This is a genomic window from Bifidobacterium goeldii, from assembly GCF_003951095.1.
Classification (GTDB): domain Bacteria; phylum Actinomycetota; class Actinomycetes; order Actinomycetales; family Bifidobacteriaceae; genus Bifidobacterium; species Bifidobacterium goeldii.
Genome location: NZ_QXGL01000002.1, coordinates 361,580 through 384,919 on the forward strand (window position 1 = coordinate 361,580; position 23,340 = coordinate 384,919).

The following is a 23,340-nucleotide window of genomic DNA, read 5'->3' on the forward strand; positions in this document are numbered from 1 at the left end:
GCGTCTCCTACTATGATGTGATAACTGAACCATCGTAACCCTATACCGAACAGGTGCTTGAACCCCTATGCGTCTCTTCATACAAATTCCATGCTTGAACGAGGAGAAAACCCTCCCCTTGGTATTGAAGGAGATGCCGACCAGCATCCCAGGGATTGATGATATTGAGCTGCTGATCATCGACGACGGCTGTTCAGACCGCACTGTTGAAGTGGCGCGTTCACTGGGCGTTCGCCACGTGGTACATCACGCGAAGCCGATGGGCTTGGCGCGCGCATTCCGCGATGGTGTTGACTATGCGTTGAAGCATGGAGCTGACATCGTGGTGAATACGGATGGCGATAATCAGTATCCGAGCGCGTCGATTGCTGACTTGGTGCAGCCGATTGTGCGCCATGAGGCGGAGATTGTCGTCGGTGACCGTCAGACCGCGAAAATCAAGGAGTTCTCTGCGTTCAAGAAGCTCATGCAGCATTTCGGCTCGTGGGTGGTGAACAAGGCTGCGGGTACGCATATTCCAGATGCGGCGAGTGGTTTCCGCGCGTATTCGAAGAAGTCGCTGCTGCAGCTCAACATCGTCACTGAGTTCAGCTACTGCATGGAGACGATTATCCAGGCGGGCAATAAGCGTATTGCGATTACGAGTATTCCGATTACAACGAATCCGAAAACGCGCGAATCGCGCCTGTTTTCGAATATTTTTGAGCATATGGCGAAGTCGGGCGGCGCGATTATTCGCAGCTTCCTGATGTTCAAATCGAATGTGATTTTCAAGTGGGCGGCGATTGTATTCGGCGTGCTTGGCTTAATTCCGTTCGTGCGCTATCTGGTGTTCTTCTTCTCGGGTGATTCGGCCGGTCACGTGCAGTCTATGTTGGCTGGCGTGGCGTTGATTTTGCTCGCAGCGTTCTGCATTGCGTTGCAAATTATTTCTGAAGTGCAGCGTATTCAGCGCAAACTGGTGGAAGATCAGCTCGAACGCACTAAAGAACTGGAGTATTCGCTGCAGGCGCGCACGATTTGGGGCCAGCAGGACGAGTACGGCGGATACGACGGCGAGCCGACTGGGGATCTCAAGTGAAGCCGCGCGTGCTCGCGTTTGGCACGTATAACGTGCGCAAACATCCGCGTGTAGGGATTTTGATTGATGGTCTGCGCGCGAATGGTTGCACAGTTGAGGAGATTAATCATCCGCTGACGTTGTCAACCGCGCAGCGCGTAGAGATTCTCAAGAAACTTTGGAAACTGTTTGGTTTCGCATGGAATCTGCTCGGCTTGTGGCGCGCGCTGCGCCGGGATGCACGCGCGTGGATGCGCGCGAACGGCCGCCCGGATGCGGTTTTGGTTGGCTATATGGGGCATTTTGATGTGCTGCTGGCCCGGCACGTGTTCCGCCATGTGCCGATCGCATTGGATCATTTGATTTTCGCTGGCGATACTGCAAAAGATCGCGGCGCGCGAGGGCTCAAAGTCCGCTTGCTCAACCAGCTGGATCGTATGGCGCTTGGCGCGTGTGATTTGGCGATCATGGACACTGAGGAACATCGGGCGATGCTGCCAAGCGGTGTCAACGGCATGGTCATCCCCGTGGGCGCGCCTGACGAATGGTATGCAGCTGGGGAAGCGGCCGAGAAAACGGCATCCTCCAGCCGCGAAGGCATTGTGTTCTATGGCTTGTATACGCCGCTGCAAGGCGCGCCGGTAATCGCGCAAGCGGTGCGCGAGCTGGCTGATCGCGGTATCACTCCCCCAGTTACGCTCATCGGCAGCGGGCAGGATTTCGAACAGGTGCGCTCGATTGTTGACGGGCTCAGCAACGTCACGTTGATCCCGTGGATGGAGCCGGAGCAGCTTCCGGCTGAAGTTGCTCGTCATGCTATTTCGCTGGGTATTTTCTCCACGACCCCGAAAGGCCTGCATGTCGTACCGAACAAGGTGTATCAGGCAATGGCTGCCGGTTGCGCGGTGATCACCAGTGATACTGCGCTGCAACGCCGTATGCTTGGCGATGGCGTGGTGTATGTGAAGCCTGGCGACGCGCACGCACTAGCCAACGCGATCGAGCATCTGCTGAGCGACGCGCAAGCGTTGCACGCCGCTCAGCAGCACGCGCTCGCTACCGCGCAACGATTCACCGCTCCCCAGGTTGCCGAGTCTCTGGCCACCTGGGTGCAGAATCGCAAGCGCGCATACATCACTGAGTCTGAGCAGTAGCGTTGCTCCTGTTCAACAGCACTGTGGCAATCGCTATCGTCACGCCCGCGCAAGCAACGGTCAATGCCAGCCAAGTCATCGGCTGCCAAAAGGCTGCAGCATGCTCCATCGTGCCGCCGGGGGCGAATGGCCATTTGAGTTTTGCTTCGTAAAGCAGTGAAGCGATCTTCAACGTGAGCCATGCGCAGATCACCGTACGAACAACCCACCGGCGGCTCGGTAGCCAAGTGAATCCACAAGCGATCACAATCGCGAACACGATAGAAATCAGGCTGAAATACACAGCATTGGCGCTGCCGCCTTGCACGTAAAACAGCAGTTGTTGCAATACTGTGCCGCCGAACGCGCAGGCGAGCAGTACGACCATGAGCAGGTTCGCGATAGCCTGACCGCGTTCAATGGCTCGGCTATCGGCTTGCGTTTTGGCGTGAGCGGCAACACGTGGCACACTGCCCAATATTGAGCGCACTGCCCACACGATCAACGCAATAATGCCAGCAGCCAGCGGAATGATAGTCAGCAGTAGGACGAACGCCCAGCCGAATCGCGTGGCGGTCACTGCAGCGTTGTGATATTGCGACATCGCGCTTTTGTAGAATTCCGAACTCAATAGGGAGGCGATAAATGACTTATGCGTATCGCGCTGCAAGTGCGTGCTTGACCATTCGGGCTGGGAGCCAGTGAAGTTGCCGGACAGTGCGTGCAAACGCAGGTAGAACCATGCAGATCCGCAGACTGCCAGTATGCCGGGGATGATGTCGAGCATGAGCACGCCGCGCACACGGCGGCGACCACTGCCACCGAACGCGAGTGCTGCGATGAACACGATCAGCAGACACAGTGCCATGATCGGAATCGTAGACAGACGAGTGAGCGGCGCTCCAATCACGATGAGCCACCACGCGATGAGACTGCCTCGCGGTATTGTTACGCCGCCACGTCCGCCTGCAGCACCACTCGCCAGCGTGCGCACGAGCTTTGCTGTCATGCCAATCAGTAACGTCACCCACAAGCTCGCCAGCGTGTAGTTAAACACCACCGATGGCAGGCAACGATTCGCCGCAACGATCAGCGGCACCAGATCAACCGCTAAGCATTCGCGGCCGATTACCCATTTGCCCGCCCACCGGGAGCAAACAATCAGCGTCACGCCCATCACCCATACCAGCAGGCGCATAGCCCAAATGCCACGAATCGGGTGGTGGAGCGTATCAAACAGTAGAAAAATCGGTACCTCAAGCGCATAAAACATTGGCGGATGCTGGTAACGCCATTGCACGTCAAACGGATACGTGAGATGCAACGGGTTGAATTCCGCGCCACCGAAGAACGTTGGTAAATGGCCTTGCGTGAGCTGGTACACGTAGTCAATTTCCAACGTTTCATCAAAGCTGAAGAACGGCGGCCACGCGATGTTTTGCCATAGGTCACTGCCGGAATAGAGCAACAATGCGGCAGCCAACAACAGTAAACCCGCGTTTCCTATACGCGTTCGCGACGCCCCATGACGATTCCCGCGCGCTGTTTGCTGAGAGTCAACGGATGTTCCACGTGCTGCCATACTGTTTATCCTCACACGGATAGCGTACACGGTTACGTGCTTCTAGGCGCGGTAAATACTTGTGCGGTAAATACTTGATTTTTCAACCGTTGAGCACCGGCCAGCCTCGCACAGAGCAACCATTGAAACGTGCGGGAAACTACTATACTGTGAACGTCCACACAGATAAGGCCGTCGGCAGCGCCGATTGCGGTTCGGGAAGACCTAGGTATGACATCCGTTTTGCAGAAGATTCGCGCGCTAGCGTCTGCGCATCGTGTTGCCGCAGTTACCATCGTGTTTGCGCTGTTGGCAGTTGTTGTGGGTGTGGGGCGTTTTCAGCCGGTGAATGTGCATTATGTGGCGGTGTTCAGTGACAATAGCGTTGCGGCGTCTGAGCAGGTGGTTTTTCGGTTTGATGACAATCCTGGCTATTCGAGTTCGGCGACGCAGAGCGCGTTCCCAGTGAACGGCACGGCTGATATTCGTGTGGATTCACTGAATGTGGATTCTGCTTCACTGGTTATCGCAACCGCTAGTTCGAAAGCAGTGTTGCAGCGTCTTGATGCGATCGTCGCGGTGGGTGATCGTACGTTGTATACGGCTGCGAGCGTTGATGGCAGTGCGTTTACTGCGGGCTCTCATGCTGATGGTGAGCGGGGCTCGTTTACGCTGGACCAGCAGAGGCTTGCCAAGTTTGAGCGAACGATTGCGTTTCGTTCGGAGACGAAACTGTTTCTGCTGACACTGCTGTTGATTGCGTATGTGATTGCGTTGTGCCGTGTGAGTGTATTGCGTGCGCTTGATCGACGGTATGTTGCGTTTGGCACGGTGGTAGTGCTGTTGATTGGCGGGTTTTTGGCGAACACGTGGCTGGTGAAGCAGCCGCTCACCTACCAGTATTCGTACGCATTCTCGCAAACCACGGATATTGATAACGCGGAACCGTATGAGTTAACGCAATCGTTTGTAGCCCAGCAGGATGAGTTACGTGATCTGCGCTTGCCAGTCTCGTACGCGTATTCGGTGAATCCGGATGATATTGGTAACGCGAATTACAGTACGACGTTTGTGAATTCGCGTGAATTCCGCAATCAGTACCTGATTACTGTTACTGAGCAATCGTCTGGCGCGGTGTTGTACAACGGTATGCTTACGCCGCAATTGTTGAGTGGTGATGCGAACGCTCTGCGCGCGGTTATTCCGGTAACAGCTGATCATGCGGCTGGTCAAACGTTCACGATCACTATTCATAAACTCGATGATCAGCCAGCAACAGTTCGCTTCCAAGGCGCTGAGCTCGCGAGCCCAGTGGATTCATTGACGGCAGCGAGCACAACCGGCATGAACAGCACGAGTGATCAATCTGCATCTGCACCGTCGTTTACGTATGTGAACTTGGCGGTCGGGTACGCTGGCTACCCGTATCAGGCTGCAATCACTGCGATTATTATCGTCTTGCTTGTGCTGCTGCTGTTTAATTGGTGTGCGGGCCGCTACTTGCATGGTATTGCGCGCACAGCAGCGTGCGCGGTGAATTATGTGCTGTTGGGTGTGTACGCGTGCTTCCAGTTCCTGATTTACACGCGGTATGTGCAAGGGTTCCCGGATGAGGACGCGCACTTGTCGTATATTGCGTTTCTCAAGCAACATGGCGGCATCATCCCGAACTTCGCGGACATGAAAGTGTATACCGCGCCTAGTGTTGGCGTGCTTGACCTCTCGCAGCCGATCGAGTTCAACCGGCTTGGTCACCCGCCACTGTTCTACCAAATCGAACGACTCCTCGGCGGTATGACCGTTAACGGTTCACTTGCCATGTTCAGTTTGAACCGCATGCGCGCGATTTCTTTCCTGATTGGTTTAGCGGGTATTGCACTCGTGTTCTATATCGGGCTTACACGTATTCGTAAGATTCCCGCACTGCACTTACTGTTCGGCCTGATGGTGGTCAGCCCACCGAACCTGATTTACACCATCAGTGGCGTGTCTAACGACTCGATGACGCTGCTCGCCGTATCCGTGTTCGTGCTTGGTATCGTGCGATTTGTTGAGCAACGGTACAGTCTGCTCACGTATGTGATCATCGCCATCGGTCTTTCGATGACATTGCTCAGCAAAATCACCGCCGCAATGATCGTCGGGTTTATTGCTGTTGGCGTGATTATCTACACGCTAGTGGAACATCGCGGTAAGCAGGCGCTGCTGCGCTGGCAGTTCCTTGCTACGCTGCCGATTTACCTGATTCCAATCGCATACTTTGCAAAGTTAGTTGCTCGATTCCATACGATTCAGCCAAGCTTCCAAAAGTTTGACTTCGCCGGCTACGTGCAATCAACGTTCTACTACGACGTCAATCATCGAATGTCGATGAGCGTATGGCAGTACGCGCAGTATTTCACGACGAGTTTCCTGCAATGGTGGCATTCGCTCGCTGGCAACACGAGCGTGGGCAAACCATCAATTCCTTTGTACTCGATCGACCGTGTAGCAGTAATGGCCGTGCTCCTGACACCACTACTGATGGTGTTCATGAAGAAAAGCCGCCAACGCACGTATTTCTTGATCGCTGAAACCAGCATTCTGCTCACCGTGTTGTATCAAGCGATCTCCGCGTTCAAAGGCTTCCACACCAACGGATACCCCGGTGCGTTTTCCAGCCGATACTACCTGTGCGCGATCGCCGTATTCGCACTAGCGATTATGTGGATGATCTGCCAATGCTTCTCACAGAAAGATACTGATACTGATACTGATACTGATGCTGTTCTCGCATCGGCAGCAGCAGAGACAGTCCCAACATCGCATAAAGCTACGAAGACATCCGACACTGTTGTTCCGCTCACGCAGCTTGGCACGGCAATTTGCTTGACCGCGATTATCCTGCTGGTATTCGACGGTTTTATTTACTCAGTGCTCTACTACGCCAACACCATCACCGGATTCACCGGCATCGCCGCATAGCACAATGACAGTGGGCGGGTGCTGCTGAATGCAACACCCGCCCACTTTTGCGTTAAATCTTAGGCAGTCTTACTTCGCCAGTTCCTTGGCCACGTACGCCTTGAGGCTTTCCTCCCAATCAGCGGGCGTGTAGCCAGCCTGCTCGATCTTGGTCAGGTCGAGCGCGGAGTGGACCGGGCGCGGGCTGACCGGGTTCTTCGCGTTGGTGAAATACTCGGCGGTGGAAATCGGCTTGACCTTGTCGCCGTTGCCGTTGGTCTGCTCGAACACAGCAGCAGCGATTTCAGCCCAGTTCTTGACCGCGCCGGAGCCGGTCAGGTTATAGGTACCGTAGGGGGCGTGACTGTCAAGCAGGTGGAAGATTGCTTCAGCCATGTCCTTGGTGAACGTGAGGCGGCCGAACTGGTCGTCGACCACGGTCACCTGGTTCAGCGCGTCGTTCTCGTCTGCCACACGGTTAGAGAGCATCATCATCGTCTTGACGAAGTTGTGGCCTTCGCCGATCACCCAGCTGGAACGCAGAATGTAGTGTTCCGGCGCGTTTGCCACGGCGATGTCACCGGCGGCCTTGGTCTGGCCGTACACGCCGAGCGGCGCGAAGTTCTCAGTCTCCGTGTGCTGTTCGACCGTGCCGTCGAACACGTAGTCGGAGCTGACGTGCACGAGCGTGATGTGGTGATCCTTGGCAACGCGAGCCAGCAGAGCCGGTCCCTGAGCGTTCGCCTTCCATGCGATCGGGCGGCCTTCTGCGGTTTCGGCCTTGTCAACAGCCGTGTATGCGCCGGCGTTGATGATCGTGCCGTACAGGCTCCAATCGTACTTGTCGTACGCAGCCGGATCAGAGAAGTCGAATTCGTCGATATCGGTGTATTCGAAGCCTTGCAGGTTGTGTGCTTCCGCGTATGCGCGGATTGCGTGGCCGAGCTGGCCGTTGCAGCCGGTCACCAGCGTGCGCTTCGGAGCCATCGGCTTGGCGTCCTTGAGCATCGGGTGGTGCAGATCAGCTTCACTACGCTCGGATTCCTCCAGCGGAATCGGCCACTGGATGTTGAGCTCCGGGTCCGCGAGGTTCACGAACGTGTAGGTCTTCTTCTGCTCGAGGCTCCAGTGTGCGTTCACCAGATACGTGTACACGGTGCCGTCTTCGAGCGCCTGGAAGCTGTTGCCCACGCCGCGCGGCACGTAGATCGCCTTCGACGGGTCGAGACGGGTGGTGAACACCTGGCCGAAGCTCTCGCCCGGGCGCAGGTCAACCCACGCGCCGAAAATCGAGCCAGCGGCGATCGAAATGTACTTATCCCACGGCTCCGCGTGGATACCGCGCGTCACACCCTTGGTGGCGTTGAACGAAATATTGTTCTGTACCGGGCCGAAATCAGGCAGACCCAGCGCAGTCATCTTCGCGCGCTGCCAGTTCTCCTTGAACCAGCCGCGATTGTCGCCGTGCACCGGCAGATCGAACACCAGCAGGCCTGGAATGTTCGTCTCCGTGACCTTCAGTTCCTTTTCAAAATCCATGATTGACCTCGAATCTTAATTTCACTGATACTGTTCAAAAACTTGGCAGGGGTTCGCGCGCTTCAATGGCTCAGCTAAATCCGGTAATGCTAAGCGGATGCAATCATCACCTAAAGAGCCGAGCACAAACAACATGTCACGACGCACCTTAGAGAATTCAACTCTAAGTAAATTTTCCTCATGGCCGGCACGATTCCGAACGAGTCGAATGCTTTTCAGCCGATCTGCTAGTTCTCTCCGTAAACGATCCATATAATCATCTGTATCGGAACCAGGAAGTCTTGCGTTGCGCATGCGCCGCTCCTCTAGAGCCCATGCGTTACGTATGTTCGGAAATGCGTTCATCAAAACCGCTGCCAATTCAGGATCTTTTCCAGCCTGGCGCAGCATGCCGTCCCAAGCGCCGAAAGTCAACTGAGCAAACATATCATTACGATTAACCGAATCACCATGCCGGGGATGAGCACGATCAGAACGCCATGACTGCTGCTTGCGTAAAGCTGAAACGCGTGCCTCTTCTAAATGGTCTCGACCATCTCCATTTAATAAATGGCGAATTCTGTTCAATGGATCGACATAATCAATATCTATCCAATCTGTTAATCGCACGGCGTCTTGGGCATGCAGCCATTGACGCAACTGCATATCGATAGCGTTGCGAACAAAAACTTCTACATACGCAACGTATCCCATAATCGTCGCCGACATATTGACATTCCATCGATACAAATCCAAGGTCGCCGTGGTGATTACGCCATTCTCAGTACCGGTTGACAGCATCTTGACCGCATAATCCCGATACACTTTAAGACGCGCAGAGCTGAACAGTCGCGCAACGTCATCATCTTGGATTTGCACTATCGAAATATCCTTACTACACTGGACCGTGTTTATAGGGGCCGCCCACTTGTGGGGCGGCCGTTTTCATATACACACGTTTACAGCGTTCACTGGCCCTGAGCCTTGTACTTGGCTTCGGTCGCGGCCTTAGCCGGCTCCCACCATGCACGGTTCTCGGTGTACCAGGCGATCGTCTGCTCGAGACCCTTCTGGAAGTCCGTGTGCACCGGCTTCCAGCCGAGTTCGGTCTGCAGCTTGGTCGAGTCGATCGCGTACCGGCGGTCGTGGCCCGGGCGGTCCTTCACCCAGTCGAAGTCGTCAGGATCCTTGCCCATCACGGTGAGGATGTCGCGCAGCACGGTCAGGTTGTTGCGCTCGCCGTTTGCGCCGATCAGGTACGTCTCACCCAGGCGACCCTTGGTCAGAATCGTCCACACTGCGGAGGAGTGATCTTCCGTGTGAATCCAGTCGCGCACGTTGGAGCCGTTGCCGTACAGTTTCGGCTTCAAACCGTCGAGGATGTTGGTGATCTGACGCGGAATGAACTTTTCGACGTGCTGGTACGGGCCGTAGTTGTTGCTGCAGTTCGAGATCGTCATGCGGATGCCGAACGTGCGGTGCCAGGCGCGCACGAGCAGGTCGGAGCTAGCCTTCGTGGAGCTGTACGGGCTCGACGGATGGTACGGGGTCTCCTCGGTGAACTTTGCCGGATCATCGAGCGCGAGGTCGCCGTACACTTCGTCGGTGCTCACGTGGTGGTAGCGCACATCGTACTTGCGGCAAGCCTCGAGCAGACGGAACGTACCCTCAACGTTGGTCTTGAGGAACGGTTCCGGGTTGGCGATCGAGTTGTCGTTGTGCGATTCGGCCGCGTAGTGCACGATCGCGTCGTGGCCGGGCACGATCTTGTCGAGCAGCTCAGCGTCGCAGATGTTGCCGTGGACGAAGTCGACGCGGTCGCCGAGGATCGACTTGATGTTCTCGAGGTTGCCCGCGTAGGTCAACGCATCCAGCACCGTGATGTGCACGTCGGGATGGTTGTTGTAGACGTAGTGAACGAAATTCGAGCCGATGAAGCCGCAGCCACCGGTCACGATGATGTTATGGGGAGTAAACACTTCTTCAGCCATACGCTCCATCGTAATAGGAGGTGGGGGCATCCACACAGATTAGGGCGGTGAGCTATTTAGAAATAACTCACCGCCCCTGATCTACTTAAACTTCAGAAACTGTTATTCTGCCGTCTGATGCGCTCCGCGTAATTTAGCGCGTGGCTTCTGTGACTGTAGGTCACCGTGATTCATCCGGTACAGATAAACCATGACTGCCGGCAACAGATAATACATCTGGGCAGCGTAACGGAACATAGGAACCGGTGCAAAGCACAACAGCGATATCAGTGTGGCAAACAGCGGGACGGTCACAGTCAGGTAATCAGTAACCATGCGCTTGCGAATAGCAAAGAACAAGCCCACAAGCATCGTCCACAATGGCAATGCACGATTAAAGAGCACATAATTCACTACATCTGCCACCAATGGGAAATGCGAACCCGTATACGTGTAATACTGGCTGGCGAACCAATGCTGTGCCGCAGTTTCTGTATTCGGGAACTGGGCTAAGTATTCTTTACTGCAAATATCTTTACATTTACCTATGGTAAAACCATCATGATTAGCGAAATCAATGCCAATCATAATGCTGCCTGGGTCCGGAGTAATTCGCCAGAACGGGTACATCAGGTCAAGATACGCACGAATATAGGATTTCGGATTACGAATTCCAATTTCAAACCATGCCTTAACATAGTCCACAGTCAAAGCAGTGTGCATTTTTTCGGGATCCGCTGTAATGGGATCGTAGCGATTCTTCCACTCTTCCTTACTGCGAATTTGATAGATAACTTCACCTGCCGAATCAGGGATATCACCGCCATCGTAGATGGCTCGAGCTATCTGCTGAGAGGGGACTGACAACAGTTCTTGCGAAGCGGACGGACGAGCTTGCAGCACCGTACCAAACAGAAAACTGAAAGCAGCTATCATCACAATAATCGCCGCAAACAGTACAGCCAGCCGAGCGCGGATCTTGGAATATCGCAATACAAAAATGATGAAAACGAACACCACAATCAGAACGGCATTTTTACGTAATTCAAATGCCATAAGCAATAACAGTCCGAAAGTGATGATGAACCAATTTTGACGCAGTGCCTCTCCACGTGTCATAGATATTTCAATCAACATCACAGTAAGCGGCAACAACGTGTACGCAAAAATGAGATCAGAACTGTACAACAAGTTATACATAAGGAACGTCGGGAACAACGCAAAAAATATCGATGCCACTATGCTGGCTTTTGCAGAAAGTAGACCAGCTCGTTCCAAGCGATAAAGAGAAAACACTACGGCAACTACGAAATAAGCAATCTGTACAAATCCGTAAAAACCATACGATGGTGTGAAGTACATAAATGGTACTGCCAGATAGCCCCACACCAGCGAATGCCACTGAGAAGGATTACCGGTAATTATGTTTGCGATAGTTGCTTGATGATCTGCCTGAATAAAACCCGGCCACGCAAAAAATAAGCAGAGCAAATTAGGAATCAGCAAAATCGCCGTCATAATGCAATAACGCCACAGCATACGGCGCTTTGAATCCATTTCTTCACCTCATTGATTGTCATAGCAATTTCATGCTATCGGCTCGCCCAGTTCTCAAATATCTTACCCGCTTGTGCACGGACATAGTTACACTGAAGCGTATGACTGAGAGAACCACCGAGCCCACTGTTGCCGTTTTGCTGCCTTGTTATAACGAGGAGATCACTATTGGCAAGGTGGTTCGCGATTTCCGCGAGGCACTGCCGCAGGCGACCGTTTACGTGTATGACAATAATTCCACGGACCGCACGGCTGAGATTGCTACGGCGGAAGGCGCGATCGTGCGCAAAGAACCGCGCCAGGGCAAGGGCAATGTGATTCGTGCGATGTTTGAGGACATTGACGCTGACGTGTATGTGATGGCCGACGGCGATGACACGTACCCGGCGGATGCTGCTCCGGCAATGGTTGCGAAAGTGCTTGAAGGCTATGACATGGTAATCGGCGATCGCCTGAGCTCCACGTATTTCCAGGAGAACAAGCGTCCGTTCCACAACTTCGGTAATCGTCTCGTGCGCGGTTCGATTAACGGTCTGTTCGGCGCACACGTGACCGATATTATGACCGGCTACCGCGCGTTTTCGTTCTCGTTCGTCAAGACGTACCCGGTACTGTCGCGCGGTTTTGAAGTCGAGACGGAAATGACGATTCACTCGTTGAACAACAATCTGCGACTGTATGAGATGCCGATTCAGTACCGTGACCGCCCAGCAGGCTCGGTTTCTAAGCTGGATACGGTTGGCGATGGTATTAAGGTAATGAGCACGATCTTCCGTATGATTCGCGAATACAAGCCGCTGCCGTTCTTTGGCGGACTTGGCATGGTCATCGGACTCATCGGCGTTGTACTGTGCGGCATGGTTACCGTCGAATTCGTGCACACCGGGCTGGTCACCCACTTCCCCACGCTGATTGGCGCAGTAATGCTGGTGATCGCAGGCCTGCTGCTTATTGTTACCGGCATCATCCTTGACGTAATCGCTAAGAACGATCGCAAAGCATTCATTTTGGATGCGAATCGGTTTACGTATCTCAAGCGTCATTCGCGCTGATTCTTAGTCGAGTAGCTAAGTCATAAGCGGCTTGTTCCCAGTGAACAGGCCGCTTTTCTCATCTCTCGGAACAATGCGACGCGAAGCACCCCCTTTGTCGCCTTTGAACCGCATGATAGTAACGGTTTCCACGAGAGGAAGAAGAGGATTCATGCGACACGTCATGCGTCATACAGCCGCATTCCGCAGCACTCTAGCCACTGTCTCAACCACAGCGCTTCTCATAGCTTCGTTGTGCGCACCAACCTTGGCTTCAGCTGCTGAATCTAGCGAGCTGCAAACAACGTCCAACGCTCAGGTTCAGCCACAAAACAATTCCACGGCCACTGACAACGTTAGTGGTACAGACAACAACCATGCGGAGTCCACACAGGACAGCTCTGAATCTGATGCTCCTAACAATGGCAACCCCAGCGGGAGTGATCAGTCAATTGATTCTCTCAGCACATCGACGGATCTACAAGATAGCCAGCCAACTGACGAGCCGAATGCACAGGCAGACAACGATTCCGATGCCACCGATAACGCTGGGAATCAGACACAGCCTGAACAAAATGCAAGCATGATCTCAGAGCAACAGCTAGATGATCTAGCAGCTGCTAATAAGGATGCAATTGCTGAAGGCGAGTACACAATTTCCTCAGCAATAAATACTAACTTCGTTCTTGATGTCTCTGGCGGCAGCCATGCAAATGGCGCAAACGTTCAGATCTATCAAGATAACGCATCTTCCGCGCAGCGTTGGAGGGTTGTCAAAGACACCATCGGCTATCTCACTCTCATAAATGTGGGTTCTGGCAAGGTTCTTGATGTTTCTGCCGGCAGTAGCGCACCCGGTGCAAACGTAGATCAATGGGAGAGTAACGGCACACGCGCACAGAAGTGGATCGCTCTCAGCGAGAACGGGCATATTGTCTTACGCTCAGCGATTGCCGGCGACCATCCGCTCGCACTAGATGTGTATAAGGGGTGGACGAGAAATGGCGTGAACGTACAGTCTTATACCGTTAATGGCGCTAGCGCGCAGCAGTGGAATTTTGAGAAGATCGCTGATATGAGCGATCAGGTACGTTCATATTGGAGCAAACACTCTACACTTGGGCGTCCAACTGCTCCCGCACAGGACACACCATCTGGTAGCAAGCAGACGTTCCAACGCGGAGTGACCTATCAACACGGCGATACAGTTATTGGTATCAGTGGCGCCATTTATACGAAGTGGATATCCCTTGGTGGAGAAAATGGAAAACTCGGTGCCCCCACATCCGATGTACGAACGCTCCGCAACGGTTTCTCACAATCCTTTAAAGGCGGGCAACAAATTCATTGGTCTGCGGCCACCGGTGCACACGTTACAGCCTATGGCATTCAAAACTATTGGAAACTGAACGGCTGGGAAACCGGACGACTTGGGTATCCAACTAGTGATGAGATTAGAAGTCCACGCGATGGCGGCGCCTCGCAGCACTTCCAAGGCGGTTACGTATATTGGTCACCACAAACCGGAGCACAGACCGTAGCCGAAGGCATTCTTGGCGCATATATAGCGCAAGGGTACGAGGTGGGTCCGCTCGGCTACCCGGTTAACGAGGAGCACGACTGGAATAAGGGCCGCGCGCAGGACTTCCAGCACGGCACATTGACGTGGGCTGGCTGTGGTAAGAAGGGCTGGCAGAACCCTGCACAGTATTTCCAGGTGAGCTCGTGCGATGTGGGTGTGCCGGCGAATGGCATGTTTGGCTATGCTTCGCCTTCGCGTATTTCGATGAGTGCTACGCGTGAGCAGGCTATCGAGGCGATGATTAGCCGCGCGTACGATTATCTTGGCACGCGTTACGTGTGGGATTACGCGCTGCAGCCGGGCGTTGGCGTTGATTGCGCTGGCTTGGTGATGCAGTCGCTGTATGCGGCGGGTATGGACTTGCATGAGTACAATCCGACGAACCATTGGTATGACCCGTGGCATAGCCATGATGCGAACAATATGGCTGCGGATAGTCGCTTTAAGCATGTTTCGCTCAATGAGCGTCAGCGTGGTGATTTGATTTACTGGCCGGGTCATATCGCGATTTATCTGGGCAATGATCAGATTATCGAAGCGAATGTGCCTGCGGTGCGTATCAACAGCTTGTGGGCGTATGGCACTCCGGGCGGCGCACTGCGTCCGTTCGTCTGATCGGCGGCACACATGCGCGCAGAGAGGGCGGTTGTAGACGACTAATGTATCCGCGTACCGTCTGCAACCGCCCTCTTTGTGTTGCAATGTTCTTGAATTAGCATTATTGATAACGGTATCCAACGTTGGATGCTCGTAAGAGATCGTCCAGAAGAAACAGAGAAAAGAGTCCATTATGAACGCGGCTCAGCACAATTCTTCGAATCGTTCATTGCCAAGGATCATTATGATTATCATCGCTGTTGTCGCAGTGGCGTTGATCATCGCGGGAATCGCATTCGGTATTTCACGCAGCCGTTCTGCACAAACTCCAGCGGAAAAGCCGACCGCCAGCGAGCAGCAGAAGACTCAACAGAAGACTGAGAAGGAGACGGAAAAAGATTCCGCTTCGAAGGAATCGGAAAAGTCCGAAGAGCAGCCGACCGACAATCAACAAGAAACGCAGCAGGAACAGCCGGCAGCTACTGACATTCCTACTGCCTTGCAGCAGGCCGATTCTGTGTGCAACCCGCACACTACATTCAATGCGGAAAATCCAGCACAGGAGTCGCTGATTGTTGACCAGGCTACCAAGTCACTCACACTCATGTCTGGCTCACAATCTGACTTCAAGACTTTTAACTGTGTAGCTCAGCAATTGCAAATTCCTGCTGATGTAACTGCAGAAATCGACTCGAAGCAAGATCAACCTATGCAGAAGAGTTTCACGTGGAATGGGCTTACCGGCACGTGGAGTTACAACGTGAACAGCGGTTTGCAACTTTACATTGTTGGGCAGTGAGACTGTCAACAAGTAATAAATAGCAGTAGCACACAAATTGGGGTGGCATCAATTTCAAGATTGATGCCACCCCAATTTGTGTTAATAGATAGTAGTGGTGAAGGAAGCGTTGCACCCGCTTTCACCCTTGCAGTACGCGGGGTTTCCACCGCTCCAACCGTTTAACCAGCAACTGTTGTCATCACAATCCCACATCGGATAGTCAAAGCTGCCAGGAACTTTCTTTGCGGCAATAGGAGCATACGGGTCCATAATCCAGTGTTCTCCATTAACGATAACGTCAGCCCACTGATGAGTGTTTTGTCGCATGTTGGTATGCGTAGCCGGGTATCCCATCATTTGCGCGACACGAACTGCAGACGATGCAGTGCCAGCGCAAGTGTATACACCCATCACTAGCAGTCCGCGCGGGTACGCATAATCTGGCCCTTCCATAGCATACGTCGCATTTTCCGTATACCGGTTTATTGCTTCCGCAGCGCATATCAGCTGTTGTTGCGGACCGTCTCGACGCCAACATTTATCAGCAATACCTTGCAAAATACGCTCCGCTTCAGCATCCGGGTTTGGTGCCGCTCGCCCGGGGCCAACGCCATACCATGCAATGCCTTCATCACGCCAACCAGCACGAATCAGCGATTGTGCTTCGTTAAGGTTCACTGTGTAATTGTGCGAACCAGTAGTAGCGCCCGCATTGTACTGACGGTAAAGCGGATACGCACGATTCGTGTCGGATGAATACCACCCAATGCCCTCATCGCGCCAGCCAGCTCTAACGAGTGAATCTCGCTCGCCAGCGTTCATGGTGTAATGATGATCGCCAACGTTTGGATTGTAGAGTCGGTACACAGGAGTGTTTGAACGAACCGGTGCAACCCAGCCAACGCCTTCATACTGCCATCCTTTGATGGTAAGCGTTCGCTTCTCATTTTCATCCGCCGTGTAGAAATGCTCGCCAGTATGCGGATTGTATAAACGCAGCATATCTACAGTGCCAGTATCTTCAGCCAGCGCGGTCTGCGATGCTGCCGCCATTGGAATAACACTTACTGCTAGTGCTATTACGGCCGAAATAATCTTTTTGCCATATGCAGTACGCATAACTTTTCTCCCCTCTTCATCATTGAAGTTGGAACGTACGAAGAGCGTATCAAAAAACGTATGGCGACAAGCGCAACGGGGGGATAAATATGCGCGTTACCGTGCAATGCGCCATCGTGTCCCTATCGTGTATACAACCGCGCATTTTCGCGGCCGGTTTACGCTGCACTCGCATGAGCACAGCCGCCAAGGAAGGTATGCAATATGGCAAACGTTTGGATAGATGATCTGTGGCTAAAATCCGACCATGGCACTCCTCCCCCAGCTTCAGCGAAGCGATCGCTTGCAGCTAGTCGAAATCCTCTCGCCGCGCAAGTGCCAGATCGTTGGAAAACTACGCGGTTTGGCTCAGGTAAGCGATGGCGATGCCGCTGGTACACGATCGAGGGCACAACGCGAAAACAGCATTCGAAATCGTTTGCAAAACTCACCGACGCAGAGGCGTTCCAAGCCTCAATGGAGGATGATGTGCGGCGCGGCCGCTATGCGAATCCCAATGATGCGAGACGCAAATTCAAAGATGTGGCTGATATGTGGCTGCGTTCGAAAAACAATGTGAGCGAGGGCGTGCGAGCGCGTTACGAGTGCGAGCTGCGCGTGTATGTGAATCCGAAGTGGGCTGATGTGCCGATTGGCTCGATTACGCACGATGATGTGGCGCGGTGGATTGGTGAACTGAGCACTGGCGAATATCCAGCAGAATTACGATGGCGGCATGAGCCCAAACCGCTTTCACCACGTTCTATTAAAAGTATTGTCAAAGTGGTGTTTGCCGGCGTGCTCGATTATGCAGTGAAAGTGCGCTATTTAGTGGAGAATCCCGCGCGCGAGGCGCAGGTTCCGAAGCCTGAATATAAGGACTTGGTATTCCTTAATATTCATGAGATTGAGACGCTAGCCGATGCCGCTGAGCAGGTTGGGCGGCCGCTGGACGGGCTGATTATACGATTTCAAAGCTATGTTGGCATGCGCATTAATGAAACGTTTGCATTGCAAGTGGGCGATGTGGATTTAGCAAAACGGCAGATTCGCGTGCGCCGCACTTGGAAAAACAGTGCAAAAACGCAACGATTGGGACCGCCAAAGTCTGGGCGGCCGCGAACGGTAGCGTTCCCGAAGTTTTTAGTGAAACCGTTGCGCGCATTGATCAAAGGCAAACCGGAGACCGCGTACGTGTTTCAAGCGGTCAAAGGTGGGCATATCAACGATCATAATTGGCGCCGGCGCGTGTGGCATAGCGCAGTAGCGCGCGCAGGTTTACAAGATGTAGAGGGCCTAACACCGCACAGTTTGCGGCATTCCTACGCTGCGATTGCCATTAAAGCCGGAGCTGACGTGAAGATTCTCCAGCGGCAAATGGGCCATTCTTCCGCCAGTTTGACCTTGGATATTTATGGATTCCTGTTCCCGGAACGACTTGGGCAAGTCGCTGACGCAGTAGACGCCGAACGAACCGCGGCCATCGTGTCCAAACGTGTCTGAATGGCAGGCGGGATGCATTAATACTGTGTTTGATTTGGCCAGCCAGTGGCGCAACCCATAGCCCTAAAAGAAAGGTTCCTGAAGATGACAGGAAATACTAAGGTTTGGCGCGCGCCTCTGGCCGGCCTCGCCTCGCTCGCGATGATCGCGACGATGGGCGTTGCCGCTGGCACGGCCGCTGCGGCGCCGAAGACCTTCACGTTCAACGTGGATGGCGTGAATCTGAAGTTCGACAAGGATCGTGCTCAGGCTGCGGGTGTGAAGTTCGACAGCGAAAAGCAGGTCACCATCACGGACGGCGGCACTGCTGATGTGCTGGATGCGGCCGATGTAAATGCCGCTAAGTCCGCTCTTGCTGACTACAATGCCGTCTACACGCTGACTGGTTGGTATGACGGCAGCACTGCTGTAGCCGCCGAATACAAAGGTGCCGTGTACACGGATCCGGATACGAAGGCCACGAGCGTGACTGCTCATTACGGCCGTCTGAGAAACAACAACGCGAAGGATGTGTACACTGTGTCCTTCGCCAACGCTGCTGGCGAGACCGCTCATGCACTCAACGCGGTTTCTACGAGCTGGCATCTGCTGTCTGGCGATAAGCTGGCATCTTGGCAGCTGCCGACCGACGGTAGCGCGACTGATGGTCGTCTGCTGTCGTCTTGGACTTCCACGACGGATGGCGAGAAGGTCGACCCAACCGCCGACCTGTCCGGCAAGGCCACTTGGTCGCAGAATGAGAACCAGTGGACGCTGCTGCTGACTGCAGGCTATGTGGATTCTACTACGGTAACGTTCTCGAACACTGACTTCTGGTCCGAGGGCCGTACTGTCAAGATTGACGGCAAGGCTCAGAATAAGGTTGTCGAGACCGCAAAGGGTGAGAAGTACGGCAAGGATCTGCCGAAGGCCACGTTCGAGAAGGGCGGCCAGAAGTGGGTTGCTGCTGGTTTCGCAACCGCCGACGAGGCCAAGAAGGCCGCCGACAAGCGCAACCTGTTCTCCAAGGATACCCAGGTTGATGGTCCTACCACGCTGTACGCGGTCTCTCCGTCCGAGTACTTCACCGTCACGTTCCACACGGATGAGTCTAAGGATGAATCCAAGGCGCCTGACGCTCAGGATGTTGTGAAGAACGGCACTGCCACCAAGCCTGCTGATCCTACCAAGAAGGCCAACGCCTCTCAAAAGTACGTATTCTCCGGCTGGACGACCGATCAGGCTGGTAAGAAGTCGTTCGACTTCTCCACCAAGATTACCGCCAACACTGACCTGTACGCACAGTTCAAGGTGTCTGAGGTGAAGGTCACGTTCGATCCTGGTTACGGCAAGGAGCCGGTCGTTGACACTTGGTTCAAGGATGGCGACACGTTCAAGTTCCCGGCCTTCACCCGTGACGGCTATGCACTCACTTGGGGCGCTGACGCACTGCTCGACGGCAAGAAGCTGAGCATCAACAATTCTGGCGATCTGGGCTACATCATCAGCACCGGCGAAGATGTTGACAAGACCAACTTTATCGCTGCTGGCAAGACGTTCACGGCTACTTGGACGAAGGCTGATCCGGAAACCCTGACCAAGCTTGAGGCCAAGGTCAACGAGAACCTGGGCGATGATCAGGATTGGTACACTGCTGACTCTTACAAGCAGTACAAGGCCGACTACGAGGACTACCTCGCCAAGAAGGCTGAGCTCGCAAACGGTGGCTACACCAAGGACGAGTACTCGACTCTGATCTCCCAGCTGTCCGCCGCTCAGGCAAAGCTCGTCGAGGTCGGCAACACGAATCTGTACCGCGTGTACAACCCGAACAACGGTGATCACTACTTCACCACTGACAAGGTCGAGGCCACTCGTTTGGTTCAGCTTGGCTGGAAGGGTGAAGGCGTCAAGTACCACGTCGTTGCTGCGCGTTCCAACAGCTATAACACCGGTGTGAAGGATGATGAGGGCAAGTACATCTACGACTCCGTCTCCGCAAATCTCGGTACCGCGGTGTGGAGCGTGTACAACCCGAACACTGGCGAGCACCTGCTCACCTTCGAGGGCGAGGCTAATGTCTTGGCAAAGTCCGGCTGGGTGAAGGAAGACATCAAGTTCTACACCTCTCAGCATGGTGACGCCGCTGTGGTTCGTGTGTACAACCCGAACACGCAGGGCCCGGCCCACGTGTACACCAACGGTGGTGAGGCTAGCGTGCTGGCAAGCCTCGGCTGGAAGATCGACAACAACGCCAAGCCAGTGTTCACCCTCAGCAAGTGAGCATTAGAACGCTGTTGACATCTGAGTAGCAGAAAGGGACATCCGGTTTACCGGATGTCCCTTTTCGTTTGTATTTTTCACAACAGAAGCGGTTACTAACCACACTGCGGAAACTTTTAAATTTGTTTCAACGGCCATCTCAAGGACGAGTCCCACACTGAACGCAAACTCAATTTTTGCGCATAGGTTCACAGCTAGTTTGGATAACACCATACGCTGGAACACTAATAACGCTAGAACAATTAGAGTACCGTCCTAGAAAAACCTGGAGGTAGTGCTCTCGCTGGTCTAATGGGATGTTTAGGTGGAAGCATCTAACTTTCAAGAATGCAGCCTATACGGCAATTACAACAGCCTTTTTGCTATTTCGTAGCGTTCGTGTATAAGCCACGAATACTGGTTATCAGTGCTCCAACGCCAATGAGTATTCCTGTGCTTAGTAAAGCTGTAGCGGGCCCGTAGGCGTAGAAGAACGTTACATAGTAACGGTGCACGTATTGAGTGAACCATGAAATAGCGAATAGATAAACGAACGCATAAGCACCTAGGCAGGCTGTTAGACCGATATTTGCTAACGGTTTCCAACGGCCGCGGATGACGGCGATCATAGACGTAACCAATCCCATCGCGCATATGACTATCAGTACAATATTGACGGTGCGGTATGTGCTTACTATCCTGCTTGCTGTTCGGCGTGCATCCCGGAAAGTGAACCAGTCAAAGACTTGCGGGTTGGGATTGTCAACGTCGATATTGAGTTGAGATAATCCAAAAATATTGTATGCATTACTACTGATCATGTTGCGATGCGCTGTGACATGATAGCCACGTTTGAGCAGCAGTGTGTCCATATACAAATTTGCGGTTGGCTGGATGAGTTGCTCAATTTGTTGGCGAGTACGCGGCACTAAACTTTGAACCGGCATAATCTTGCTCGTTCTGTGTAGTTCACCAGTGTTAAATGCTTGGCGTATCTCATTATTAGCTTTGGCAAATACACGCTGCACAGTACGTTGATTGTTCATGCCGATAGTGGCATCTACAGCATTGATTAGTTGCCAAGAAATCAGGTCACCCAGAATTGGACTCTCTTGAATGTCTGGCGACGCATAATCCTCTGATGTAATATATTCAAACATTTCGGGATACTGCGACAGTGTTGGAGACACTGCAAATACTTGTTCTATCGAATCAGCGGGCGCCCACACATTCGGTGTTTGTTTGCTGCTGTCTACCATATACAAGTATCCAATGAACTCTGCTAGCGCGCCCTCAGTACGTGTGTTGAGTAGCGCTACACCGAAATCACGCTCATTATTTGCACGTAGAGTCTCTAAGCATACGTAGGTTGATATTAGCGGGGTGAGGCAGAGCACCGCGACCAATAGTCGAGCCCACCAACGTCGTGCTGATACCAAGGATTGAACAATCTTGATCAACACGATAAATATCAGCATGGGTACAAGCCAGAACGAGTCTTCCTTGACATCGTAAATGAATGCAAACCAAACACCAGTTAGAACAGCGAGTAGTAGGACCAGAACGCAGCCCACCAGTCTTACTATCAGCGGCATGCTTTTCTCAATATAAGAAGTAGATGAACTGTCCTTCTGCTGATGCGTATGAATTAGTAACGGCATGCGAATAATGAGATACAGCATCAATAACGCAAGCAAAATAAACAGCGAGGGAGCAATGATCGAATTGCGGTACACGCGCGTACCGGACCAATCTTCAAAAGCAATCGGATTCCATAATATGTAAACGTAAGCAAACAAAGAAAGCCAACGATTATGGAAAAACGCATGCACTGCGAAGCTCATTATTAAAGCTGCGATGAGCCAAAACAGGAAATACACTACGTCCACGGGGATCCCGCTATGCGAAACCAGCCTGAGGAACATGCCGTACGCTTGGTTCTTAGCCATTCGATATGGATCAGTTGATTGAGTGTACGAGTCAGAAGAATAACTCATCAGTAACGCGTCATCAGCACGCTGTTCTGGCGCATACCACATATGCAATGTCAATGACATAACCAGCCTCAGCCACGTAGCAAGAATCGCTGCCGTGACGGCTGGAATAAACATCAGATTCACTGCTATGGGCACGATCCGAATACTTTGCCTAGGTAGTAGACCTAATGGACCACCGACAGGTATCTCAATCTGATAAGAATGCTTATCGTGATGAGAATGTCGTCGCCCCACAATGCTCTCCCGTTATGTACTCCCGGCAGTTAAATCGCGCAACAGCACGACCACAATATTCTGCGCGGACCATCATACGACAAAATAGGGAAGACAATTTCTGCCATTACGGCAGGAATTGTCTTCCCTATTACAGATCAACCTTACCGGTTAATCATTCTCACTTGTTAGCAGTGAGGGCAAACACAGGCTTTGCGTTGTTGTCGATCTTCCAACCGAGGCCGGCCAGCACGCTAGCCTCGCCACCGTTGGTGTACACGTGAGCAGGACCGTTGGTGTTCGGGTTGTACACACGGACCACACCAGCAGAGCCATTCTGGACGGTGAAGAACTTACCGCCTTCATCGATCCAACCGGACTTCTCCTCCAGCTGGCCAGCCTCACCGGCGAACGCGTACAGGTGCTCACCAGTGTTCGGGTTGTACACGCTGTGCAGCTCAGTGCCAAGGCTTGCGGACACATGGACGACGCGAGCGGTACCATCATCCTCCGTGCCGAAGGTCACACTGTTGTAACGGTCGGCAACAACCTTGT

General features: G+C 53.1%; 15 protein-coding genes and 1 pseudogene. 8 read left to right on the forward strand and 8 right to left on the reverse strand.

Translation table 11 applies throughout. The features are described from left to right. Positions 1-67 precede the first annotated feature (67 nt). Together D2E25_RS05105 and D2E25_RS05110 are read left to right on the forward strand one after the other, a co-directional pair. Entirely contained in the window at positions 68-1,081 is a 1,014-nt protein-coding gene (locus D2E25_RS05105) for a glycosyltransferase family 2 protein (RefSeq protein WP_125980436.1), read from the forward strand. Beyond that, entirely contained in the window at positions 1,078-2,214 is a 1,137-nt protein-coding gene (locus tag D2E25_RS05110) for a glycosyltransferase (RefSeq protein WP_125980439.1), read from the forward strand. The genes D2E25_RS05105 and D2E25_RS05110 overlap by 4 nt, the downstream gene beginning before the upstream one ends. Here the strand turns inward: D2E25_RS05110 and D2E25_RS05115 are convergent. Then, complete coding sequence (locus D2E25_RS05115) at positions 2,195-3,775, reverse strand: hypothetical protein (protein ID WP_125980440.1); 1,581 nt, start codon at positions 3,773-3,775, stop codon at positions 2,195-2,197. The genes D2E25_RS05110 and D2E25_RS05115 overlap by 20 nt on opposite strands. Positions 3,776-3,985: 210 nt before the next feature. Here D2E25_RS05115 and D2E25_RS05120 point away from each other — a divergent pair, with 210 nt between their 5' ends. Continuing rightward, positions 3,986-6,718, forward strand: coding sequence for an ArnT family glycosyltransferase (locus D2E25_RS05120; RefSeq protein ID WP_125980442.1), 2,733 nt, complete (start codon positions 3,986-3,988; stop codon positions 6,716-6,718). Between the two features lie 69 nt (positions 6,719-6,787). Here D2E25_RS05120 and D2E25_RS05125 read toward each other — a convergent pair whose 3' ends face one another. The 4 genes from D2E25_RS05125 to D2E25_RS05140 form a co-directional block, all read right to left on the reverse strand. Continuing rightward, a complete protein-coding gene (locus D2E25_RS05125) occupies positions 6,788-8,236 on the reverse strand; it encodes a sugar nucleotide-binding protein (RefSeq protein WP_125980444.1) in 1,449 nt (482 codons plus the stop codon). Between the two features lie 21 nt (positions 8,237-8,257). Then, positions 8,258-9,094: a hypothetical protein gene (locus D2E25_RS05130; protein WP_125980446.1), complete on the reverse strand. Its 837-nt coding sequence runs from the start codon at positions 9,092-9,094 to the stop codon at positions 8,258-8,260. Positions 9,095-9,183: 89 nt separating this feature from the next. Then, positions 9,184-10,206, reverse strand: a complete 1,023-nt coding sequence (gene rfbB, locus D2E25_RS05135) for a dTDP-glucose 4,6-dehydratase (protein ID WP_125980449.1) — start codon at positions 10,204-10,206, stop codon at positions 9,184-9,186. A gap of 102 nt (positions 10,207-10,308) precedes the next feature. Then, positions 10,309-11,742, reverse strand: coding sequence for a DUF6020 family protein (locus D2E25_RS05140; protein WP_125980451.1), 1,434 nt, complete (start codon positions 11,740-11,742; stop codon positions 10,309-10,311). Positions 11,743-11,843: 101 nt separating this feature from the next. Between D2E25_RS05140 and D2E25_RS05145 the strand changes: the two genes are divergently transcribed. From D2E25_RS05145 to D2E25_RS05155, 3 genes are all read left to right on the forward strand, one after another. Further along, complete coding sequence (locus D2E25_RS05145) at positions 11,844-12,794, forward strand: glycosyltransferase family 2 protein (protein ID WP_125980453.1); 951 nt, start codon at positions 11,844-11,846, stop codon at positions 12,792-12,794. A gap of 562 nt (positions 12,795-13,356) precedes the next feature. Further along, positions 13,357-14,970 carry an RICIN domain-containing protein gene (locus D2E25_RS05150; protein WP_164514725.1) on the forward strand — a complete coding sequence of 538 codons (1,614 nt, stop codon included), beginning with the start codon at positions 13,357-13,359 and terminating at the stop codon, positions 14,968-14,970. Positions 14,971-15,196: 226 nt separating this feature from the next. After that, on the forward strand, positions 15,197-15,751 hold the full coding sequence (locus D2E25_RS05155) for a hypothetical protein (protein ID WP_125980458.1): 555 nt from the start codon (positions 15,197-15,199) through the stop codon (positions 15,749-15,751). A gap of 81 nt (positions 15,752-15,832) precedes the next feature. Here D2E25_RS05155 and D2E25_RS10575 read toward each other — a convergent pair whose 3' ends face one another. Then, positions 15,833-16,852, reverse strand: coding sequence for a hypothetical protein (locus tag D2E25_RS10575; protein ID WP_206430738.1), 1,020 nt, complete (start codon positions 16,850-16,852; stop codon positions 15,833-15,835). Positions 16,853-17,056: 204 nt separating this feature from the next. Between D2E25_RS10575 and D2E25_RS05165 the strand changes: the two genes are divergently transcribed. Both D2E25_RS05165 and D2E25_RS05170 read left to right on the forward strand, forming a co-directional pair. Continuing rightward, complete coding sequence (locus tag D2E25_RS05165) at positions 17,057-18,334, forward strand: tyrosine-type recombinase/integrase (protein ID WP_125980460.1); 1,278 nt, start codon at positions 17,057-17,059, stop codon at positions 18,332-18,334. 84 nt (positions 18,335-18,418) lie between these two features. Continuing rightward, complete coding sequence (locus D2E25_RS05170) at positions 18,419-20,596, forward strand: InlB B-repeat-containing protein (protein WP_125980463.1); 2,178 nt, start codon at positions 18,419-18,421, stop codon at positions 20,594-20,596. Positions 20,597-20,958: 362 nt separating this feature from the next. Here the strand turns inward: D2E25_RS05170 and D2E25_RS05175 are convergent, their stop codons facing one another. Further along, the gene (locus tag D2E25_RS05175; RefSeq protein ID WP_125980465.1) at positions 20,959-22,707 is read right to left on the reverse strand and encodes a hypothetical protein; all 1,749 of its coding nucleotides are present in this window, start codon (positions 22,705-22,707) and stop codon (positions 20,959-20,961) included. 259 nt (positions 22,708-22,966) lie between these two features. Then, positions 22,967-23,340, reverse strand: a pseudogene (locus tag D2E25_RS10465) (hypothetical protein); the annotation flags it as partial.